This window comes from Phytobacter sp. V69, assembly GCF_965644215.1.
Taxonomy (GTDB): Bacteria; Pseudomonadota; Gammaproteobacteria; order Enterobacterales; family Enterobacteriaceae; genus Phytobacter.
The window spans coordinates 24411-45016 of sequence record NZ_CBFFRL010000013.1 but is presented as its reverse complement, the minus strand read 5'-3'; the positions used below and the strand labels follow the sequence as shown (position 1 = coordinate 45016).

Sequence of the window (20606 nt, the reverse complement as noted above, 5' to 3'; positions counted from 1 at the left end):
ACGGCCTCATTTCTCGCTGCCGTCCAGATCAGATGCATCGCTCTCTGGGCTAAAATCTTGTGACGACACTATCTAAGACTTTGAGATAAGTCACGTTGTCATCTCACTGTCATGCGCGCTGCCTATAGTCGCTCTGTTTTATTTCTTTTTAAGTATTTATACATGGAGAAAATAAATTGAAACAGAGCGCATTATTCATCGCTTTATTCCCTATACTGTTTACCCCGGTTATTTATGCGGATACTACACCTGGAACAGTGCTGGAGAATCGTACTGCCCAAGGGGATATTACGACACAAGGCGGTGCCCGCCGTTTAAGTGCCGATCAAACCGATGCAATTCGTTCCTCGCTTAATGACAAACCAGCGAAAAATATAATTCTGCTGGTCGGCGATGGCATGGGTGATTCAGAAATTACCGCCGCGCGAAATTATGCCGAAGGGGCCGGTGGTTATTTTAAAGGTATTGATGCGTTACCGCTGACGGGTCAGTACACGCACTACGCGCTGGATAAAAAAACGGGCAAACCCGATTACGTGACCGATTCCGCGGCATCCGCAACGGCATGGTCCACCGGCGTGAAAACCTATAACGGCGCGCTGGGCGTCGATATCCACGAAAAAGATCATATGACGATTCTGGAGATGGCAAAAGCCGCTGGTTTTGCCACCGGTAACGTCTCTACCGCTGAACTGCAGGATGCGACCCCAGCGGCGCTGATTTCCCATGTGACCTCACGTAAATGCTACGGCCCGAGCGTCACCAGCGAAAAATGCGCCAGCAATGCGCTGGAAAAAGGTGGCAAGGGGTCTATTTCTGAGCAGTTGCTGAACGCCCGCGCGGACGTCACTCTCGGCGGCGGCGCGAAAACCTTTAGCGAAACGGCAACCGCCGGTGAGTGGAAAGGCAAAACGCTGCGTGAGCAGGCACAGGCGCGCGGCTATCAGTTAGTGGGTGACGCCTCGTCGCTGGCGGCTATTACCGAAGCCAATCAGGATAAACCGCTGCTGGGTCTGTTCTCCGAAGGCAACATGCCGGTTCGCTGGGAAGGGCCGAAAGCCTCCCTGCACGGCAATCTCGATAAGCCTGCGGTAACCTGTACGCCGAATGCGAAGCGTACCGATAGCGTACCGACGCTGGCGCAGATGACCGAAAAAGCCATCGATCTGCTGAGTAAAAACCAGAAAGGCTTCTTCCTGCAGGTGGAAGGCGCGTCAATCGATAAACAAGATCACGCGGCCAACCCGTGCGGTCAGATTGGTGAAACCGTTGACCTCGACGAAGCCGTGCAGAAAGCGCTGGCCTTCGCCAAAAAAGACGGCAACACGCTGGTCATCGTCACCGCTGACCACGCGCACGCCAGCCAGATTATCCCGGCTGACACCAAAGCGCCTGGCCTGAGCCAACTACTGAATACCAAAGACGGTACGGTGATGGCGATGACTTACGGCAACTCTGAGGAAGAGTCGATGGAGCATACCGGTACCCAGATTCGTCTGGCGGCCTATGGTCCACATGCGGCTAACGTCGTGGGCCTGACCGATCAGACCGACCTGTTCTTCACCATGAAAGACGCACTTGGGCTGAAATAATCCGCTGCCCGGCAGGAAATCTCTCCTGTCGGGTGGTTTTTTCGCCATGACGGACCATTCTTAAGGGGCAAGGCTTACAGAAGGATGGTGCAATGAAAATAACATTACTTGTTACGCTCCTGTTCGGCCTGGTGTTTGTCACCGCACTGAGTGCCGCTGAGAAGACGCTTACCCCTCAACAACAACGTATGACCCTCTGCAATCAACAGGCCACTGCGCAAACCCTTTCCGGCGATGCCCGCAAGCGGTACTTGAGCGATTGCCTGAAAAACACCAAAACGGAGCCCGGACAAAAAAGTCTGACTCCACAGCAGCAAAAAATGCGCGAGTGCAACGCACAGGCGACGCAGCAGTCGCTTAAAGGCGAAGATCGCAGCAAATTCATGAGTGCCTGCCTGAAAAAAACGGGCTAACCCAAACGGGTGAGTTCGCCACGCGGCTCACCCGAAATTTCATACTTTCCCTGCATGACCCCTCTCTATAATTTGGGAAATTGTTTCAGAATGTTCCCAAAAATGATGAATGATAATAACTTTTACACGCCAGAGAGCGGAAAAGAACGGCGCACCATGCTGAATGACGACGATCCTCATGCCATGGGGCTCCAGTTTGCGCAGCGGGAGAGGCTGCCACGGGCGGTCGGACTGGCCTGCTTATTTATGCCGCTGGCGGGCGTGCTGGCGCTGCAACCCATTGCGGGCGGCTGGTGGATTCTATTGGTGCTGTGGACTTTCGTCTGGCCACATCTGGCCTGGCAACGGGCGGCGCGTTCAAGCGATCCTTACACCAGTGAAACTCATAATCTGAAAGCCGATGCCATTCTGGCCGGCATGTGGATGGCGCTGACCGGCGTGAATATGTTGCCGTCGATCGCACTCGCCATGATGGTATTTATCACCACCATGGGGTCGGCCGGGCCACGGCTGTGCCTTGCCGGCGTCGTATTGATGGCGGTCTCCTGCCTGGTGACTCTCCAGCTCACCGGTATTGCGATTAACCTTGCCAGCTCATCACTCATTATCTTACTGACGGTGCCGGTACTTCTGCTGTACCCACTCCTTTTCTCCTGGGTGAGCTTTCGCACTGCCGCAAGGCTGGAAGAGCATAAACGTCGCCTGCAGGTGATGAGCATTCGTGACGGCATGACCGGCGTCTACAATCGCCGCCATTGGGAAAGCCTGCTACGTGATGAGTTTGACAACTGTCGCCGCCATCAGCGAGCCACGACGCTATTGCTGATCGATGTTGATCACTTCAAAACCATTAATGATACCTGGGGTCATGATGTGGGCGATGAGGCGATTATTGCTATTACCCGTCATTTGCAGCTTACCCTGCGCGGTAGCGATCTGATTGGTCGTTTCGGTGGCGATGAGTTCGCCGTCATCATGTGCGGCACGCCGCCTGAAAACGCGATTACGGCGATGGAGCGAGTCCATTACCGCCTTACCGCTTTCCGCCTGCCTTCTGCTCCTCAGCTGGCGCTGCAAATCAGCGTTGGCGTTGCCCCGTTGACCGATGAAATGGCTCATTACCGGGAGTGGCTAAAATCTGCCGATCTCGCGTTATACAAAGCCAAAAAGGCCGGGCGAAACCGCACCGAAGTTGCCGCCTGACTCCCTCCGCCTGGTTGCTATAGATCTATTCTCTGCCAGGCTTAACAGGTCATCCTTACAGATTGAATGCCTTTTTATTTCCTCGTGGTGTGCGCTGTCTGGCGTTACGACCGTATCTCCAACACTGACACGAGAGCAATGTTATGAGCTATCAATACGTATTAGATATCAAAGCATTACCGGAGAATGAACCGGTTAAAGTCGAGGTGGCGGGTATCGCCATGATCCTCATTCGTACGTCGAGTCAGGTGCGTGCGTTCCAGAGCAAATGCCCACATGCGGGCGCGCCGCTTGAAAAAGGGGCCATATGCGAAGGGCACCTGGTTTGCCCGTGGCATAAAGCGGAATTTGATATTACCAACGGTCAGTGGGTCGAGCCGCTGGCGCTGACCAGCCTTAAGCAGTACCCGGTGCTGCTGGAACACAATCGCGTCATGGTGAACCCGCGCCCAATGTCACCGGCCAGCCGGTCGCACATCCGCGGTGAAGAGCAACAGACCACTGTCATTTTGGGAACCGGCGCCGCCGGGAGTTCTGCCGCCGTTACCCTGCGTGATGCGGGCTACACCGGCCATTTAATCCTTATTGACAAAGAACGCGACGCGCCATATGACCGCACGGCGCTGAGTAAATTTGTCCCGGCGGGCAAAATGAAAATCAGCGAAGTGCCGCATATGCTGGATGAGGCGTTTTATCAGCAGCCGGGTGTTGAAAGCCTGCGCGAAGAAGTGACCGACCTCAACAGCCGTGAGCACCTCCTCACGCTGGCCAGTGGGCAAAGGCTCCATTTTGACAAACTGCTGCTGGCGACCGGCGGGCAGCCGCTATGGCCGGACATTGACGGTAACCATCTGGCGGGCGTGCATGTCCTGCGGGATATCCATCAGGCGCAGCAGTTGCTTAATGACGTGGAGCAGGAACACCAGTTGGTGATCGTCGGCAATAGCTTTATTGCGATGGAGCTGGCGGCGGCGCTACGTAACCAGGATATCGCCGTGACGGTGGTTTCGCGCCATGCGCTGCCGTTTGTTCCGCAGTTTGGTGAAGAGATGGGGCAGCGCTTTCTCAATTTGCATAAGCAAAACGGCGTGAAATTTGTCACAGGGGAGCCTGCGGCACTGGAAGGCAACGGGCATGTGCAGGGGGTACGGCTGAAAAATGGCAAAACGCTGCCTGCGCAAGTGGTGGTGTTTGCCACTGGCGTTCGTCCGTTTACCGACCTGGCCCACGACCTTCATCACGAACAGGACGGCAGCCTGACGGTGGATGAAACCTTATGCGCTGCACCGGATGTATGGGCGGTGGGCGATATTGCCAGCTATCCGGCACCGGAAGGCAGGCGGCGAATCGAACACTGGCGTGTGGCGCAGCAGCAGGGGAGGCTGGCGGCAAAAAATATGTTGGGTGAACACAGCCCGTTCGATCGGGTCACGTTTTTCTGGACGACCCATTTCGGTACGCGCTTTGAATATCTGGGTTACGCCCGGGAGTGGGACAGCGTGAAAATGCTCGGTTCGTTCGACGACAAACGTTTTGCGATGCTGTATGGCGAAGAGGGGATGCTGAAAGCAGTACTAAGCTGCGGTGAAAATACCGCGACGGCAGAGCTGTTGGTGAAAATGCAGCAACCGATAAGCCTGCGCGAAGCCAGTGAGATGCTGGCGTAATACCCGTTGCGCCGCGGGGTGCCCCGGCGGCGCAGCTCGGTTTTATTTACTCATCTTGTCGGATTTTGCCATACAAGCCTGAATGGCGTCGATGACCGCCGCGCGGAAGCCTTTTTCTTCCAGCACTTTCACCGCTTCGATGGTGGTGCCGCCCGGCGAGCAGACCATATCTTTCAGCTCACCCGGGTGTTTGCCGGTTTCCAGCACCATTTTGGCTGAGCCCATTACCGCCTGCGCGGCAAACTTGTAGGCCTGCGCGCGCGGCATTCCGCCCAGTACAGCGGCATCGGCCATGGCTTCGATAAACATAAACACATAGGCCGGCGCGGAACCGCTGACGCCTACCACCGGGTGGATCATCGGCTCGGCAATCACTTCGGCGGCACCAAAGCAGCGGAAAATATTCAGCACGTCGGCGATATCTTCCGACGTCACCAGCGCGTTTGGCGTAACGGAGGTCATCCCGGCATTCACCAGCGACGGTGTGTTTGGCATGGTGCGGATGATTTTGCGATCGTGGCCCAGCGCTCGCGCCAGTTGATCGAGCGTAACGCCTGCGGCAATCGACACGACCAGAGACTCTTTGCTCAGGCTGGATGCGACTTCACTGAGCACCTTAACCATAATGTTCGGTTTTACCGCGCCAAAAACGATATCGGCAATCTGGGCGACTTCCTGCGCGCTTTGGGCGGCGTTAATGCCGTACTGGTCATGCAGCGTGGCGACTTTATCCGGCGACGGGGTATAGACCCAAATCTGCCCGGGCTGCACCTGGCCGCTGGCGATCAGACCGCCGAGAATGGCTTTGCCCATGTTGCCGCAGCCGATAAAACCGATTTTTTTCTCCATTACGTCTGTCTCTCTGCTGATATGTGTTGTGGGGTATAGCTTAACGTGGAACGGCGTGCAGGGCTAAAGCTTAACGTCATGCTTTGCGAAGCGGGGCATTTAACGCGACAATGCCCGAAATCAGAGTGAGGAGTGACAATGGCGATTTGGGTTGATGCGGACGCGTGTCCGAATGTGATTAAAGAGATTCTGTTTCGTGCCGCCGAACGCACGCAAACGCCGTTGACGCTGGTGGCGAACCAGAATATCCGTGTGCCGCCATCGCGCTTTATCCGTTCCGTGCGCGTAGGGGCGGGTTTCGATGTGGCAGATAACGAAATCGTGCGCCTGTGCGAGGCGGGTGATTTGGTGATCACGGCAGATATTCCGCTGGCGGCAGAAGTACTGGCTAAAGGGGCTGCTGCCCTTAACCCGCGCGGCGAGTTGTACACCGAAGCGACCATTCGTGAACGACTGACGATGCGAGACTTTATGGATACGCTGCGCGCCAGCGGGATCCAGACCGGTGGCCCGGACAGCCTGTCCCAGCGTGACCGTCAGCAATTTGCCGCCCAACTGGACAAATGGCTGCTCGAGCGCCAACGCCGTCAGGCGGACTAGTTGTGTCATCATCAGTCATATGAATATGTTACGCTAAGCGAGCCTGTGGGCTTGTCAACATACAATCTTTTAAAGTAAGGTTATCGCTACATAGGTTGCATTAAAATCTTTACACTCCAATGTGGCGTCGTCTCTGGGTTCTCTTGAGGAAGGATGCGAGTTGTTTTTGTAGCGTAACGATTTGTTTACGATCACTCAACGCCAGGCAGGGTGATTTACCGTTTTCTTGTTTTCATTTTTTCACCTTGCGATATCAGAGGGAACACCAGTTCATGACGCTACCCATCTTTTTAATTGGCGCACGTGGTTGCGGTAAAACCACCGTTGGCCATGCTTTATCACAATTACACGTCTGTCCGTTTGTTGATACCGACCACTGGTTGCAGGAGCAGGCGCAGATGACCGTTGCCCAGCTCGTGAGCAAAGAAGGCTGGCATGGTTTCCGCGCGCGTGAAACTCAGGCGCTGGAAGCTGTTACCGCACCTGCACGCGTGGTGGCCACCGGCGGCGGCATCATCCTGAGCGAGTACAACCGCAAATTTATGCGCGAGCAGGGTGTGGTGATTTACCTGTCTGCGCCTGTTTCTGTCCTGGTTGATCGTCTGGAAGCGTATCCGAAAGAGAGCCAGCGTCCGACCCTGACCGGTAAACCTATCCGTGAAGAAGTGGGCGAGATTCTGGCTGGGCGTGATGCGCTGTACCGCGAAGCGGCACACCATGTGGTAAATGCCGCGCAGGATCTTGATTTGGTCATCGCTGAAATTCAGACTGCTCTGCGTCTGGCGCGCGCCAGCTAGCGAAACGATTGTCTATACTTAAGGCCTGACACCGCAACTGAGGTAACGTCATGCCTGGTAAACCACCTTACCCTCGTGAAGCCCGCGTTGTTGCTGTTGAAAAAGGCGCAGCCGGGCAAACCGTCACCTGGTACGAACTGCGTGCCGACCATCCGAACCCCAACTCTTTAATCAGCGAACATCCGACTGAGCAGGAAGCGCTGGATGCGAAAAAGCGTTATGAGGATCCAGATAAAAGCTAACTGCCTTGCATAAGGTCCGAAACGTGAAATAAACAGCGTTTCATCACATTTTTCGCCCTGGCGGGATGGATGAGGAGCGACAATAATCAAACGTTATTGGTGTGTTTAGGAATGTATAAGAACCTGGAAGTCGAGTTTCTCTGGGCTGATATGCCTGAAAACCGGAGCACTTAGCCCCGGTTCATATCAGACTGCGTCAAGGTATTAACGAAAAGCAGTGTTGCAAGGCGGATGAAGAAAATGAGTGCGACGATGGCGATCCTCACCGTGGGGGTGGTGCCTGTTAATGCGATTTTACCGCTGCTGACCGAACATATTTCCGAGCAGCAGATTACCCATTTCAGCCTGCTTGGCAAAATGGATCCCGCGGATGTCCTGACCGATTACGGCGTTGAGCCGGGCGAAACGCCGCTGCCTACGCGTCTGTGCGATGACAGCATTGTGATGGTCTCGCGCGAGAAAGTGGAGCGCGACCTGCAAAGCGTTATCGAAGTGATGGATAACCAGGGTTATGACGTGATTTTGCTGATGAGTACGGCGGATATCCGTGGACTCAATGCGCGAAACTCCATTCTGATTGAACCGCAGCGCATTATTCCACCGCTGGTTGCTTCGATCGTGGACGGGCATCAGGTGGGGGTGATCGTGCCGATCCCTGAACTGATGCAACAGCAGCAGCGAAAATGGAGCGTGCTGGAAAACACGCCGTATTACACGCTGGCGCACCCGTACGAGGCGACAGAGTACGAGCTGGTCACAGCGGGAAAAGAGTTGATTGAACAGGGCGCGGACGTGTTAATGCTCGATTGCCTCGGTTTTCATCAATGGCACAGAGATTTGCTCCAGAAATCATTGGATGTGCCAGTGCTACTGTCTAATGTGCTGGTGGCGCGACTGGCGTCGGAACTGTTGGTATAAGCCGTTTCGCCCTGCAATTTCGCGTGACAGAAGCGAAGTCTGGCCTCTATAGTGTTTTTCCATACATTTTCTCTATAAGGGCCAGTTCATGCTTCAAAGTAACGAATACTTTTCCGGTAAAGTGAAATCCATTGGTTTTACCAGTAGCAGTACTGGCCGTGCCAGTGTGGGCGTGATGGCGGAAGGTGAATACACCTTTGGTACCGCGCAGCCGGAAGAAATGACGGTCATTAGCGGTGCGCTGCGCGTCCTGCTGCCAGGTGAAACTGAATGGCAAACTTTTGCTGCGGGCGAAGTGTTCAATGTTGCCGGCCAAAGTGAATTCCACCTGCAGGTCGCCGAGCCGACGTCTTACCTCTGCCGCTATCTGTAAAAGAAAACGCCCGGCTCAACCGGGCGTTCTGCATTTTAGCGTCTGACGTTTTTCGTCTTAGCGTTCGGCTTCGCCGCCCAGACCTTCCACCAGGCTGTGGATCAGCGTTGCCAGCTCGCCCGTCATCAGAATGAAGTCCGCATCAAAGCGCTGAGCGACGTCGTCACGGTCGATATCTTCGTTCTGGTCGCGTATCTCATCGCCGAATTTCAGGCGCTTGATTGAGCCGTCGTCACAGACCACGAACTGAACGCGCTGCTGCCAGTCGAGGGCCAGCTTGGTGACCACTTTGCCCGCTTCGATATGCACGGCAATCTCGTCGCTCACCAGTTCCTGCTTTTTACAGCGGATCACGCCGCCATCTTCCAGAATGGCTTTCAGCTCGGCTTCGTCGAGCAACTGGAAGCCCTGCGCGACCGTACCGGAACGTACCCATTCCGTCAGCGTCAGCTCAATCGGCGTTTCCAGCGTCAGCGGGACAACCGGCAGAGACCCCAGGCTTTTACGCAGCAGTGCCAGCGTATCTTCCGCTTTTTTCGCACTTGCACAGTCCACCATGATCAAACCGTTAACGGTATCAATCCACATCATGGTCTGGCTAAAACGGCTAAAGGCGCGCGGCAGCAGAGAGTCCAGCACTTCATCTTTCAGGGAATCTTTTTCGGTTTTTTTCAGCTTGCGGCCCTGGTCGGCCTCAAGACGGGAAATTTTGGCTTCCAGCGCCTGTTTGATCACCGGTGAAGGCAGAATTTTCTCTTCTTTGCGCGCACAGATAATGATCTGACCGTTTGCAGTGTGAGTCAGCGCATCACTGTGTGAACCCATCGGTGGAACCCACCCGGTTTTCGCCATATCCTGACTACCGCATGGGGTAAACGATAGTGGGGCAAGCTGTTTTTCCATCTCTTCCGCCTGCAGCGCTACATCGCGGGTGAGACGGTACACCATTAAATTTTTGAACCACAGCATGATATTTTCCACAGTCTGGTCGTTAATTGCAGCGGGCATGATAACTAATTGTCGCCGCGCTTGCATGTGAATGCGTTGTCCAACTATGAGGAGCATTATGTGCGTATTGGTATCGATTTAGGCGGTACAAAGACGGAAATCATTGCGCTCAGCGATAGCGGTGACGAGCTGTTTCGCCATCGTCAGGCGACGCCGCGTGATTATCAGCAAACCCTCGACCTGCTGGTTTCTCTGGTCACGTTGACCGAGAAAGAAACCGGGCAAACCGGGACGGTGGGTATGGGGATCCCCGGCTCCATTTCCCCCTATACGGGCGTAGTGAAAAATGCCAACTCAACCTGGCTCAACGGCAAGCCATTCGATAAAGATTTAAGCCAGCGCCTGAATCGGGAAGTTCGTCTGGCGAACGATGCGAACTGTCTGGCTGTGTCAGAAGCGGTCGATGGTGCGGCGGCGGGGGCGCAGACCGTGTTTGCGGTGATTATCGGTACGGGCTGCGGGGCGGGGCTGGCGTTCGGTGGCCGCTCGCATATCGGCGGCAACGGGACGGCAGGCGAGTGGGGGCATAATCCGCTGCCGTGGATGGATGAAGATGAGCTGCGCTATCGCGAGGAAGTGCCGTGCTACTGCGGTAAACAAGGGTGTATCGAAACCTTTATCTCCGGTACCGGCTTTGGCACAGATTACCAGCGCTTAAGCGGGCATGCGCTCAAGGGCAATGAAATCATTCGTCTGGTGGAAGAGCAGGACCCGCTGGCCGAGCTGGCGTTGAGCCGCTATGAGCTGCGTCTGGCGAAGTCGCTGGCCCATGTGGTGAATATCCTCGACCCGGATGTAATTGTGCTCGGCGGTGGGATGAGCAACGTCGAACGCCTGTATAAAACCGTCCCGAATCTGGTGAAAAACTGGGTTTTCGGCGGCGAGTGCGAAACTCCTATCCGCAAAGCGCTGCACGGTGATTCCAGCGGTGTGCGCGGCGCGGCATGGCTGTGGCCGCAGGTGTAAATTAACCGGTTCCCGCGAAGTGTGACATGTTGTTGAGCGGTAGCCTGGATAAGGCGTTTGCGTCGCATCCGGGAACAGCCCCCGGTGGCGCTGCGCTTACCGGGCTACGATATGTGGCTCGTTGTCCATCGGTAGCCCGGATAAGGCGTTTGCGCCGCATCCGGGAACAGCCCCCGGTGACGTTGCGCTTACCGGGGCTACGATGTGTGGCACGTTGTTGAGCGGTAGCCCGGACAAGGCGTTCGCGCCGCATCCGGGTTTCCCTGGGTCACGCGTGTGGCACTGAGAACGTGCTATCGAGCTTGCTGTAGCCCAGGCCGTTAATTTTCCTCACTTTAATCTGCACCGGAATACGCTCTTTCATTGCCTCAACGTGGCTGATCACGCCGATGGTTTTACCGCTGGCGTTCAGCGCATCGAGGGCATCCAGCGCGGTATCCAGCGTTTCGCTGTCCAGCGTGCCGAAACCTTCATCGAGGAACAGCGAATCGATGCGGGTCTTATGGCTGACCAGGTCCGACAATGCGAGCGCCAGCGCCAGGCTCACCAGGAAGCTTTCTCCGCCGGACAGCGTGCGGGTATCGCGTATCGCATCGGCCTGCCAGGTATCAACCACCTCCAGTTCCAGCGCTTCGCTGACTTTGCGTTTCAGCAGATAGCGCCCGTGCAGGCGGTTTAACTGATTGTTGGCCAGCCACACCAGATTTTCGAGGGTTAATCCCTGCGCGAATTTGCGGAATTTATCCCCTTCTTTTGAGCCAATCAGGGCGTTGAGATGCCCCCAGTCGTCGCAACGCAGGGCCGCGCGTTCAATATCCAGCATCAGCGCCTGTTGACGCTGGCGGTTGTCCGCATCCTGTCTGAGCTGCTGGCGGCATTCCCCCTGACGGGTGGTGTTTTCACGCAACTGGCGTGCCAGCAATTCCAGCGCTTCACGGGATTTCTCCGTGTCTGCATCGTCGCTCAACGCGGTGGGAGGTTGCGCGATATGTGCAGCTAACGTCTGTTCAGCGCTGGCGACCAATGCCTTCGCCTGCTGTTCGTCACTTTCGAGACGCTGGCGGAGCTGTTCCAGGCCCGCGCGCTCATCGTCACTCAACAGCGCATCAAGAAACGCCTGCCGATCGGCAAACTCGCTTTTTGCCAGCGTATCGGCGAACTGTTTCTCCAGCTCCGCCAGACGCTGCGTCTCTTGTGCTAACTGTTGTTGCAGGGTTTGCCACTGACTGTGCAGCGATACGCAATCGTTATGGACCTGTCGCCAGTTATCTAAGGCAACGGCTTTCACCTCATCCGGCGTGGCCTCTTCCGGCAGCGTATCGAGAAGAGGATCCAGCCGCGCAATCTGCTCGTGCAACGCGCCAAATGCGGTCTGTTTTTCCTGCCAGAGCGCAGCCTCCGCCGAGCGGGCTGCCAGCCATTGTGTCTCTTCATCTTCCGGCGGCAGCGTTAGCCCAAGCGGCTCGAGCATGGTGGCCAGATTCGCGCGACGCGCCTCGGCTGCCTGCTGGTATTGCTGCACCTGCTGGCACAATTCACTGATTTGGCTTTGCAATGTCAGGCGCTGGCTTAACTGATAGAGCTGATGCTCGTAGGCATCCTGCGCGCTCAACCAACTGGATATATCGTGCTGCGGTTGCAGGGTGACGTGCAGCGACACACACAATTCCTGCCACTCCTGAGTGAGCGTTTGCTCCTGCTCCTGGAGTGATTTCGCCTCCCGGTCGTCTTTTTCAATGCGTTCGCTTAACCCTTTCAGGCGTTCACCGAGTGCCACACCGTCTTCTTTTACCTGGCGTACTTCAAGGTCCAGCGCATCGCGGCGGGCATGATTCACGCCGGGGACGATGGCCTGATATTCGGCAATTGCAGGGTGCTCTGTTGAACCGCAAAGCGGGCAAGGATGGCCCGGTTGCAGACGTGCACGCTCGGTTTCCAGACTGCGGATTCGATCTTCCAGCTCGCAGATGGTGCGAACTTCCGTCAACAGCTGGTTTTTTTCTTTATACAGCTCGCGCTTACGCGCCAGCTCGGCCGTCAGTTTTTCCTGCTCGGCTTTGAGTTCCGTCAGGCTTTGCTGGCGCTGGGAGAGGTGTTTTTGTAACGGCGCAAAACGCGCGTGCAGGGCGGTCAGCCGCTGACGCAGCGGGCGATTCTGCGCACTTAGCGTCATCGCCGCGCTGACCTCGTCTGCTGTCATCTCCAGCGAAACGGTCATCAGGCTGCGTAATTTCAGTTCGTTTTGTTCGATACGCGATTGCAACGCCAGCCAGGGCTTTTTGTCATCTATCTGCTGATTCAGCATCGCCCGCCAGCCGGTTAACTCGTTCTGCCAGCGTTGAAAACGGTTGTTGTCTTCGAGCCACTGGGCGAGCGTTTTTTGCGAGACCATTAACTCCTGATGCTGTCGGGCCGCGTTGGCACGAATCTGTGCCCGCAGCGCCAGGCTCGCCTGTAAGCGAGTATTCACTTCTTCATTCTGGTGACGGCTGCTGTCCTGTGCTTTTCGTTGTTCCTGCAACCGCTCCCAGACGGGTCGCAACTGCAATGCAGGCTGAACCCGTGCAAGCCTCGCCAACTGTGGTTCGGCGGTAACGCGTGCCTGTTGTGCCTGCTGTTGGGCTTTTTGTGCCCTCTCGCAGGCGGTTTGCAGCTCACCGCGGCGAACTAGCCAGTTCAGCTGTGCCTGCACGTCGCGCTGTCCGTGTAGCAGGCGCTGTTCTTCGTCAGTGAGTGCCTGCACACTTGCATTCAGTGATTCCCGCTGTTCATCGTTAAGCAGCACGACGCCTTCGGCCTGGGCCTGGAGTTTCTCCAGCTCGATTTTGGCGACTTAAGTTTTTCAAACACATCGGCGGAAATCTGCCCGTAAATTTCGGTGCCGGTCAGTTCCTCAAGTAGCTCCGCACGCTCTTTCGGTTTGGCGTTGAGAAAGGCGGCGAATTGTCCCTGGGAGAGCAGCATCGAGCGGGTGAAGCGGCCATAATCCAGCCCGGTTAAGGCGGCGGTCAGCTCCAGCTTGTCTTTCACTTTATCGGCGAGAATTTTGCCGTCTTCGCAGCGGGCCAGCTCCACGCGCGGAACCTGCAAATTTCCGTCCGGATGATTGCGCGCGCGGCTTTGGCTCCAGAACGCACGATAGGCGACATCCTTAACTTCAAATTCGACCTCAGCCAGACAGTCGGCGGTATCGCGGGTCATCAGATCGTTTTGCGACTGCGAAACGGTATTCAGGCGCGGCGTCTCGTGATACAGCGCCAGGCAGATGGCATCCAGCAGGGTGGTTTTCCCGGCCCCGGTTGGCCCGGTGATGGCAAACAGACCGTTGCTGGCAAACGGCTCCGCAGTGAAATCAATCTTCCACTCGCCCTTTAATGAATTGAGGTTTTTCAGGCGTAGGCTGAGGATTTTCATGCGTCATGCTCCTGATTGAGCGAGTGGAGCGTTTCGCTAAAGAGTGATTGCAGGCGGGCAATCTGCACCTCGTCGAGCTCCTCCTGGGCGAGACGGCGAGCGAATACCTCTTCCACTTTCAGCTCGCTCAAGGTCTCGCGGCGTTCGCTGGCGAGGATGCGCTCCCGCTGTTCGCGGCTGCGGCGAACCAATAACACCTCGACCGGCAGATCGGTGGTCAGGGCCTGAATTTTTCGCTGCATGTCGCTCAGGTAATCCTCGGTTGTGACTTCGATATCCAGCCACACCGGTGCGTCGGCAGGGGTGTCCCGCCACTGCTCAAGTTGCTGACTAATTGCCCCAAGATCGCCCTTTATGACCGCCAGTTGCTGTGTAACAGGAACTTCCAGCGCTGTCACATCCGCCAGTTTCCCGTCTGAGAATGTCACCAGATTGACATATTTGCCGTTACCGGTTTCATCAAAGCTCAGCGGGATTGGCGAGCCGCAGTAGCGGATATGTTCTTGTCCGCCAGGCTTTTGCGGGCGATGAATATGTCCCAGCGCGATGTAATCGGCGGGCGGGAAATTCTGTGCGGGGAAGGCATCCAGCGTACCGATATAGATGTCACGTACGGCGTCACTTTTACTGGCCCCGACGGTGGTCAGATGGCCGCTGGCAATAATCGGCAACGCGCGGTCGCCGCGTAAGTCGCAGGCGGCCTGGTACTGATGCTGATAGTAATCGGTGATGGCTTCCAGCAGATGTTGCTGTTTTTCCTGCCCGGAAAGCCCTGTCTGGCTGGTGATGATGTCGCGCGGGCGCAAAAAGGGTACCGGGCAAAAAATGGCACCGGGGGAACCGTCGCGTAACGGCAGGCAAAACGGCTCGCTGCCTGCGCTGGCGACAACCGTGGTTTTCAGCCAGGCGAGGATCTATTTCGATTCGTTTAGCGTGGCGACCGAATCATGGTTACCGGCCAGCACCACCAGGTGGCAGCCCGTCTGCTGTAAATTCACCACGAAACGGTTGTAGAGTTCGCGGGCATAGCTAGGCGGCGAGCCGGTATCGAAGATGTCGCCAGCGACAATAATGGCATCGACCAGGTGCGTTTCGGCAGTGGCCAGTAGCCAGTTAAGGAAGGCGTCGTGTTCGGCGGCGCGGCTTTTACTGTAGAAGTTCTGACCCAGGTGCCAGTCCGAAGTATGAATGATGCGCATGGCGGTTCCGTGGCAAAAAAGCGTAAACAGGATTATAACATTCAAGGGCATATGAGCGGAGTGTGAAAGCGTTTCTCCGCTGTCATAAAACAAAGGCTTGGGTCATCTGTTGGTCATTTGTTTCATAAATCTGTCACAAAAGTGACGCATAATGGCGCCGCAATTAGCTGATGACTTACATTAAACAGGGCAAATTATGGCAAGACGCATTCTGGTCGTAGAAGATGAAGCGCCAATCCGTGAGATGGTGTGCTTCGTACTCGAGCAAAACGGCTTTCAACCTGTCGAAGCGGAAGATTATGACAGCGCGGTGAACCAACTTAATGAACCCTGGCCCGACCTGATTTTGCTCGACTGGATGCTGCCAGGTGGCTCAGGTATTCAGTTCATCAAACATCTCAAGCGTGAGGCCATGACCCGCGATATCCCGGTGATGATGCTGACGGCGCGCGGTGAAGAAGAAGACCGTGTGCGCGGGCTTGAGACGGGCGCAGATGATTATATTACCAAGCCGTTTTCGCCGAAGGAACTAGTGGCGCGCATTAAAGCCGTCATGCGCCGTATCTCGCCGATGGCGGTAGAAGAAGTCATTGAAATGCAGGGCTTAGGCCTTGACCCAAGCTCCCACCGCGTGATGACCGGGGAAAATCCCCTGGACATGGGGCCTACCGAATTTAAGCTACTACATTTCTTTATGACCCACCCGGAACGTGTGTATAGCCGCGAACAACTGCTGAACCATGTCTGGGGAACGAATGTCTATGTTGAAGACCGCACGGTGGATGTTCATATTCGCCGACTGCGTAAAGCGCTGGAACACAGCGGCCACGATCGTATGGTACAAACCGTTCGCGGCACGGGTTATCGTTTCTCGACCCGTTTCTAAAATCTGAAAGGAGTGTGACGCGTGCTGGAACGGCTGTCATGGAAAAGGCTGGTACTCGAACTCATCCTTTGTTGTCTACCTGCTGCGCTACTCGGTGCTTTCTTCGGTTATCTGCCCTGGTTTTTACTGGTGGCAGTGACCGGGTTACTGACCTGGCATTTCTGGAACTTAATGCGTCTTTCCTGGTGGTTGTGGGTCGATAAAAGTATGACGCCGCCACCGGGCACGGGAAGCTGGGAACCGTTGCTCTATGGTCTGCACCAGATGCAGATGCGTAATAAAAAGCGCCGTCGCGAACTGGGTAATTTGATCAAACGCTTTCGTAGCGGTGCGGAGTCGCTGCCCGATGCGGTGGTGCTGACCACCGAAAACGGATCGATTTTCTGGTGTAACGGCCTGGCGCAGCAACTGCTGAACCTGCGCTGGCCCGATGACAACGGACAAAACATCCTCAACCTGCTGCGTTATCCTGAATTTACCCGCTATCTTAAAACCAAAGACTTTGCCCGCCCGCTTAATCTGGTGCTTAACAGTGGTCGCCATCTGGAGATCCGCGTGATGCCCTACAGCGAGCAGCAATTACTGATGGTGGCGCGTGATGTCACGCAAATGCACCAGCTTGAAGGGGCGCGACGTAACTTTTTTGCCAATGTCAGCCACGAACTGCGCACGCCGTTAACGGTCTTGCAGGGCTATCTGGAAATGATGCAGGAGCAGACGCTGGAAGGGCCGCCGCGCGAAAAAGCGCTGCACACCATGCGTGAGCAGACATCGCGGATGGAAGGTCTGGTCAAACAGCTGCTGACATTGTCCAAAATCGAAGCGGCACCGACGTTACCGCCCAATGAAATTATCGACGTGCCGATGATGCTGCGCGTTGTGGAGCGTGAGGCGCAGACGTTAAGCCAAAAGAAGCATGAGTTCGAATTCGTGGTCGACAACGGCCTGAAAGTGCAGGGTAACGAGGAACAGTTACGCAGTGCGATTTCGAACCTGGTGTATAACGCCGTGAACCATACGCCTGCGGGAACCCATATCACCGTGCGCTGGCAGCGAGCAACGCCTGGTGCCCAGTTCATCGTCGAAGATAACGGACCGGGGATTGGGCCGGAACATATCCCGCGTCTGACCGAGCGTTTTTACCGTGTTGATAAAGCCCGTTCCCGGCAAACTGGCGGCAGTGGGCTGGGGCTGGCAATCGTGAAGCATGCGGTTAACCATCACGAAAGCAAGCTGGAAATCGACAGTACTCCCGGCAAAGGCACTCGTTTTAGCTTTACGCTGCCTGAACGTCTCGTTGTGAAGAACGCAAGCTGACACCGTTGGTGTCAGCTTTTCTTTCCACTGCTGTCACAGACTCGCATTTCACTCTTCGTTTTTCCCAAATCCTCAAGCAGATTATGGCTGTGGTGATTTTTTGTTCGCATGATTAGCCATCCGTTTTTCTTATATACAGTATGTTCATCTGGTATTTATTTTAGAAATGGTATAACCATCTGGTTTTGCGATCCCTTATTGCCTTTAAACGTTATAAGCGTTTAAATTGCGCCCCGTACGTCGTCAGACCGACTGTATTTGCGTGGTAAATCGAAAAACTATTCTCCGTCACGCAGGGTGGAAAGTATTTCCCACTATGTTTTAAGGTTATTTCCGCCGTAATGTTCCGCTGAAATAAGGCGAAAATTTCAACACTTACACCATCACATCCACAGGCAGTAAACGTTTATGACCCATCATTTAAAACCACGAGACATTGTTGCTCTGGGCTTTATGACTTTCGCGCTGTTCGTCGGCGCAGGAAACATCATTTTCCCCCCGATGGTTGGTTTGCAGGCAGGCGAGCACGTCTGGACTGCCTCAATTGGCTTTCTGATTACCGCCGTGGGCCTGCCGGTTCTGACGGTTGTCGCGCTGGCGAAAGTGGGCGGTGGGGTAGATAGCCTCAGTACGCCAATCGGTAAAGTGGCCGGCGTTCTGCTGGCGACCGTCTGCTATCTGGCCGTGGGGCCGCTGTTTGCCACACCGCGTACCGCGACCGTGTCGTTTGAAGTGGGCATTGCCCCGCTGACCGGCGAAGGCTCACTGCCACTGCTGATTTACAGCATCATCTACTTCTCGCTGGTGATTCTGGTGTCGCTCTATCCGGGCAAGCTGCTGGATACCGTTGGCAACTTCCTCGCGCCGCTGAAAATCATTGCGCTGATCATTCTGTCCGTTGCCGCGATTGTCTGGCCGGCCGGTCCGATCAGTCATGCGATGGATGCCTACCAGCACGCCGCGTTCTCGAACGGCTTTGTGAATGGCTATTTGACGATGGATACGCTGGGCGCGATGGTGTTCGGGATTGTTATCGTTAATGCGGCGCGTTCACGCGGCGTAACCGAAGCCCGTCTGCTGACTCGCTATACCGTCTGGGCTGGCCTGATGGCCGGTGTCGGTCTGACGCTGCTCTATCTGGCGCTGTTCCGTCTGGGGTCTGATAGCTCGACGCTGGTGGATCAGTCTGCCAACGGTGCTGCGATTCTGCACGCTTACGTTGCTCACACCTTTGGTGGTGCCGGTAGCTTCCTGCTGGCGGCGTTGATTTTCATCGCCTGTCTGGTGACGGCTGTAGGCTTGACCTGTGCCTGCGCAGAGTTCTTCTCACAGTATCTGCCGCTCTCTTATCGCGCGCTGGTGTTTATCCTTGGCATCTTCTCAATGGCGGTGTCGAATCTGGGGTTGAGCCACCTGATTCAAATCTCCATTCCGGTGCTGACAATGATTTATCCGCCGTGTATCGCACTTGTCGTGCTAAGCTTCACGCGCTCCTGGTGGCATAATTCGACCCGCGTGATTGCACCGGCGATGTTCATCAGCCTGGCATTTGGCGTACTGGACGGTGTGAAAGCCTCTGCCTTTAGCGATGTGCTCCCGGCCTGGACTCAACGTCTGCCGCTGGCAGAGCAGGGCCTGGCCTGGTTGATGCCAACGCTGGTGATGGTGGTTCTGGCGGTATGCTGGGATCGTGCCGTAGGGCGTCAGGTGACTTCCAGCGCACATTAATTGCGCAACATGTTTTACCAACCACGGGACTTACAGGGTCCCGTGGTTTTTTGTTTTTTTGCATCCTGGAACAGGAAACCATGGAAAGTACAAACAAGCTAAAGCGAGGTCTTAGTACCCGGCACATTCGCTTTATGGCCCTGGGGTCGGCGATTGGCACCGGGCTGTTTTACGGCTCGGCCGATGCCATCAAAATGGCGGGGCCAAGCGTATTGCTGGCCTACATTATCGGCGGCGTGGCAGCGTATATCATCATGCGCGCCCTCGGCGAGATGTCCGTGCATAACCCGTCTGCCAGCTCATTTTCCCGCTACGCGCAGGAAAACCTCGGGCCGCTGGCCGGTTACATCACCGGCTGGACCTATTGTTTCGAAATTCTGATTGTGGCGATTGCCGATGTGACGGCCTTTGGCATTTATATGGGCGTCTGGTTTCCTGCCGTACCGCATTGGATCTGGGTGCTCAGCGTGGTGCTGATCATCTGCTCTATCAACCTGATGAGCGTGAAGGTCTTCGGCGAGCTGGAGTTCTGGTTCTCCTTCTTCAAAGTCGCCACCATTATCATCATGATTGCTGCCGGTTTCGGCATCATCATCTGGGGGATTGGCAACGGCGGTCAGCCCACCGGCATCAGTAACCTGTGGACCAACGGCGGCTTCTTTAGCAACGGCTGGATAGGAATGGTGATGTCGCTGCAAATGGTGATGTTCGCCTACGGCGGTATCGAGATTATCGGTATCACTGCCGGGGAAGCTGAAGACCCGGAGAAGTCCATTCCGCGCGCCATCAACTCCGTGCCGATGCGCATTCTGGTGTTCTACGTGGGGACGCTGTTTGTCATCATGTCCATTTACCCGTGGAACCAGGTGGGGACCGACGGTAGCCCGTTTGTGCTGACCTTCCAGCATCTGGGGATTACCTTCGCGGCCAGCATTCTTAACTTCGTCGTACTGACGGCTTCGCTGTCGGCGATTAACTCCGATGTGTTTGGTGTAGGCCGTATGCTGCACGGGATGGCAGAGCAGGGCAGTGCGCCAAAAGTGTTCGCCAAAACCTCGCGTCGCGGCATTCCGTGGGTCACGGTAATGGTCATGACGATTGCGCTGCTGTTTGCGGTTTACCTCAATTACATCATGCCGGAAAACGTCTTTCTGGTGATTGCGTCACTGGCGACGTTTGCCACCGTGTGGGTGTGGATCATGATCCTGCTGTCACAAATTGCCTTCCGTCGCCGTTTGTCGCCGCAGGAAGTGAGCGCGCTGAAATTCAAAGTGCCGGGCGGCGTCGCAACCACCGTAACCGGGCTGATTTTCCTAGTCTTTATCATCGCACTGATTGGCTGGCACCCGGACACGCGCATTTCGCTGTATATGGGCTTTGCGTGGATTGTTCTGCTGCTGATTGGCTGGATGTTTAAGCGCCAGAAGGCGTAAG

16 protein-coding genes and 2 pseudogenes are annotated in these 20606 nt (G+C 55.6%); 14 read left to right on the top strand and 4 right to left on the bottom strand.

All coding sequences use genetic code 11. From position 1 onward, the window contains the following. Positions 1-176: 176 nt before the first annotated feature. The 4 genes from phoA (at position 177) to ACSZPU_RS03405 (ending at position 4875) form a co-directional block, all read left to right on the top strand. Entirely contained in the window at positions 177-1592 is a 1416-nt protein-coding gene (phoA, locus tag ACSZPU_RS03420; RefSeq protein ID WP_498995486.1) for an alkaline phosphatase, read from the top strand. Positions 1593-1684: 92 nt separating this feature from the next. Further along, positions 1685-2005: a phosphate starvation-inducible protein PsiF gene (gene psiF / locus ACSZPU_RS03415; RefSeq protein ID WP_498995484.1), complete on the top strand. Its 321-nt coding sequence runs from the start codon at positions 1685-1687 to the stop codon at positions 2003-2005. A 90-nt stretch (positions 2006-2095) separates the two neighbouring features. Then, positions 2096-3208: a diguanylate cyclase AdrA gene (adrA, locus tag ACSZPU_RS03410; RefSeq protein ID WP_498995482.1), complete on the top strand. Its 1113-nt coding sequence runs from the start codon at positions 2096-2098 to the stop codon at positions 3206-3208. 143 nt (positions 3209-3351) lie between these two features. Further along, positions 3352-4875 (top strand): FAD-dependent oxidoreductase, encoded by a 1524-nt coding sequence (locus ACSZPU_RS03405; RefSeq protein WP_498995481.1) that lies wholly within the window; start codon positions 3352-3354, stop codon positions 4873-4875. A 42-nt stretch (positions 4876-4917) separates the two neighbouring features. Here the strand turns inward: ACSZPU_RS03405 and proC are convergent, their stop codons facing one another. Beyond that, a complete protein-coding gene (gene proC / locus ACSZPU_RS03400) occupies positions 4918-5724 on the bottom strand; it encodes a pyrroline-5-carboxylate reductase (RefSeq protein ID WP_498995479.1) in 807 nt (268 codons plus the stop codon). A 138-nt stretch (positions 5725-5862) separates the two neighbouring features. Between proC and ACSZPU_RS03395 the strand changes: the two genes are divergently transcribed. The 5 genes from ACSZPU_RS03395 to ppnP all read left to right on the top strand — a co-directional run bounded on the left by ACSZPU_RS03395 (position 5863) and on the right by ppnP (position 8654). Then, positions 5863-6324, top strand: a complete 462-nt coding sequence (locus tag ACSZPU_RS03395) for a YaiI/YqxD family protein (protein WP_498995477.1) — start codon at positions 5863-5865, stop codon at positions 6322-6324. Positions 6325-6596: 272 nt separating this feature from the next. Further along, a complete protein-coding gene (gene aroL, locus ACSZPU_RS03390; protein ID WP_498995475.1) occupies positions 6597-7121 on the top strand; it encodes a shikimate kinase AroL in 525 nt (174 codons plus the stop codon). Positions 7122-7171: 50 nt separating this feature from the next. After that, positions 7172-7363: a protein YaiA gene (yaiA, locus tag ACSZPU_RS03385; RefSeq protein WP_498995472.1), complete on the top strand. Its 192-nt coding sequence runs from the start codon at positions 7172-7174 to the stop codon at positions 7361-7363. A 240-nt stretch (positions 7364-7603) separates the two neighbouring features. Beyond that, a complete protein-coding gene (locus ACSZPU_RS03380; protein WP_498995469.1) occupies positions 7604-8281 on the top strand; it encodes an AroM family protein in 678 nt (225 codons plus the stop codon). Between the two features lie 88 nt (positions 8282-8369). Next, positions 8370-8654 carry a pyrimidine/purine nucleoside phosphorylase gene (ppnP, locus tag ACSZPU_RS03375; RefSeq protein ID WP_498995467.1) on the top strand — a complete coding sequence of 95 codons (285 nt, stop codon included), beginning with the start codon at positions 8370-8372 and terminating at the stop codon, positions 8652-8654. 57 nt (positions 8655-8711) lie between these two features. On the opposite strand, the gene rdgC is transcribed toward ppnP, so the two are convergent. Next, a complete protein-coding gene (gene rdgC, locus ACSZPU_RS03370) occupies positions 8712-9623 on the bottom strand; it encodes a recombination-associated protein RdgC (RefSeq protein WP_498995464.1) in 912 nt (303 codons plus the stop codon). Between the two features lie 99 nt (positions 9624-9722). Here rdgC and mak point away from each other — a divergent pair, with 99 nt between their 5' ends. Beyond that, positions 9723-10628: a fructokinase gene (gene mak / locus ACSZPU_RS03365; RefSeq protein ID WP_498995462.1), complete on the top strand. Its 906-nt coding sequence runs from the start codon at positions 9723-9725 to the stop codon at positions 10626-10628. 268 nt (positions 10629-10896) lie between these two features. Here the strand turns inward: mak and sbcC are convergent. Then, positions 10897-14042: pseudogene (gene sbcC, locus ACSZPU_RS03360) on the bottom strand (exonuclease subunit SbcC). After that, positions 14039-15241, bottom strand: a pseudogene (sbcD, locus tag ACSZPU_RS03355) (exonuclease subunit SbcD). Before sbcD ends, sbcC begins: the two co-directional pseudogenes overlap by 4 nt. Positions 15242-15437: 196 nt before the next feature. Here sbcD and phoB point away from each other — a divergent pair. The 4 genes from phoB (at position 15438) to proY (ending at position 20605) form a co-directional block, all read left to right on the top strand. Beyond that, positions 15438-16127, top strand: coding sequence for a phosphate response regulator transcription factor PhoB (gene phoB / locus ACSZPU_RS03350; RefSeq protein WP_498995460.1), 690 nt, complete (start codon positions 15438-15440; stop codon positions 16125-16127). Positions 16128-16148: 21 nt separating this feature from the next. Beyond that, positions 16149-17444, top strand: coding sequence for a phosphate regulon sensor histidine kinase PhoR (gene phoR / locus ACSZPU_RS03345; protein ID WP_498995458.1), 1296 nt, complete (start codon positions 16149-16151; stop codon positions 17442-17444). A gap of 408 nt (positions 17445-17852) precedes the next feature. Next, positions 17853-19172, top strand: a complete 1320-nt coding sequence (gene brnQ / locus ACSZPU_RS03340) for a branched-chain amino acid transporter carrier protein BrnQ (RefSeq protein ID WP_498995456.1) — start codon at positions 17853-17855, stop codon at positions 19170-19172. A gap of 80 nt (positions 19173-19252) precedes the next feature. Further along, complete coding sequence (proY, locus tag ACSZPU_RS03335; RefSeq protein ID WP_498995454.1) at positions 19253-20605, top strand: proline-specific permease ProY; 1353 nt, start codon at positions 19253-19255, stop codon at positions 20603-20605. Position 20606: the final 1 nt, after the last annotated feature.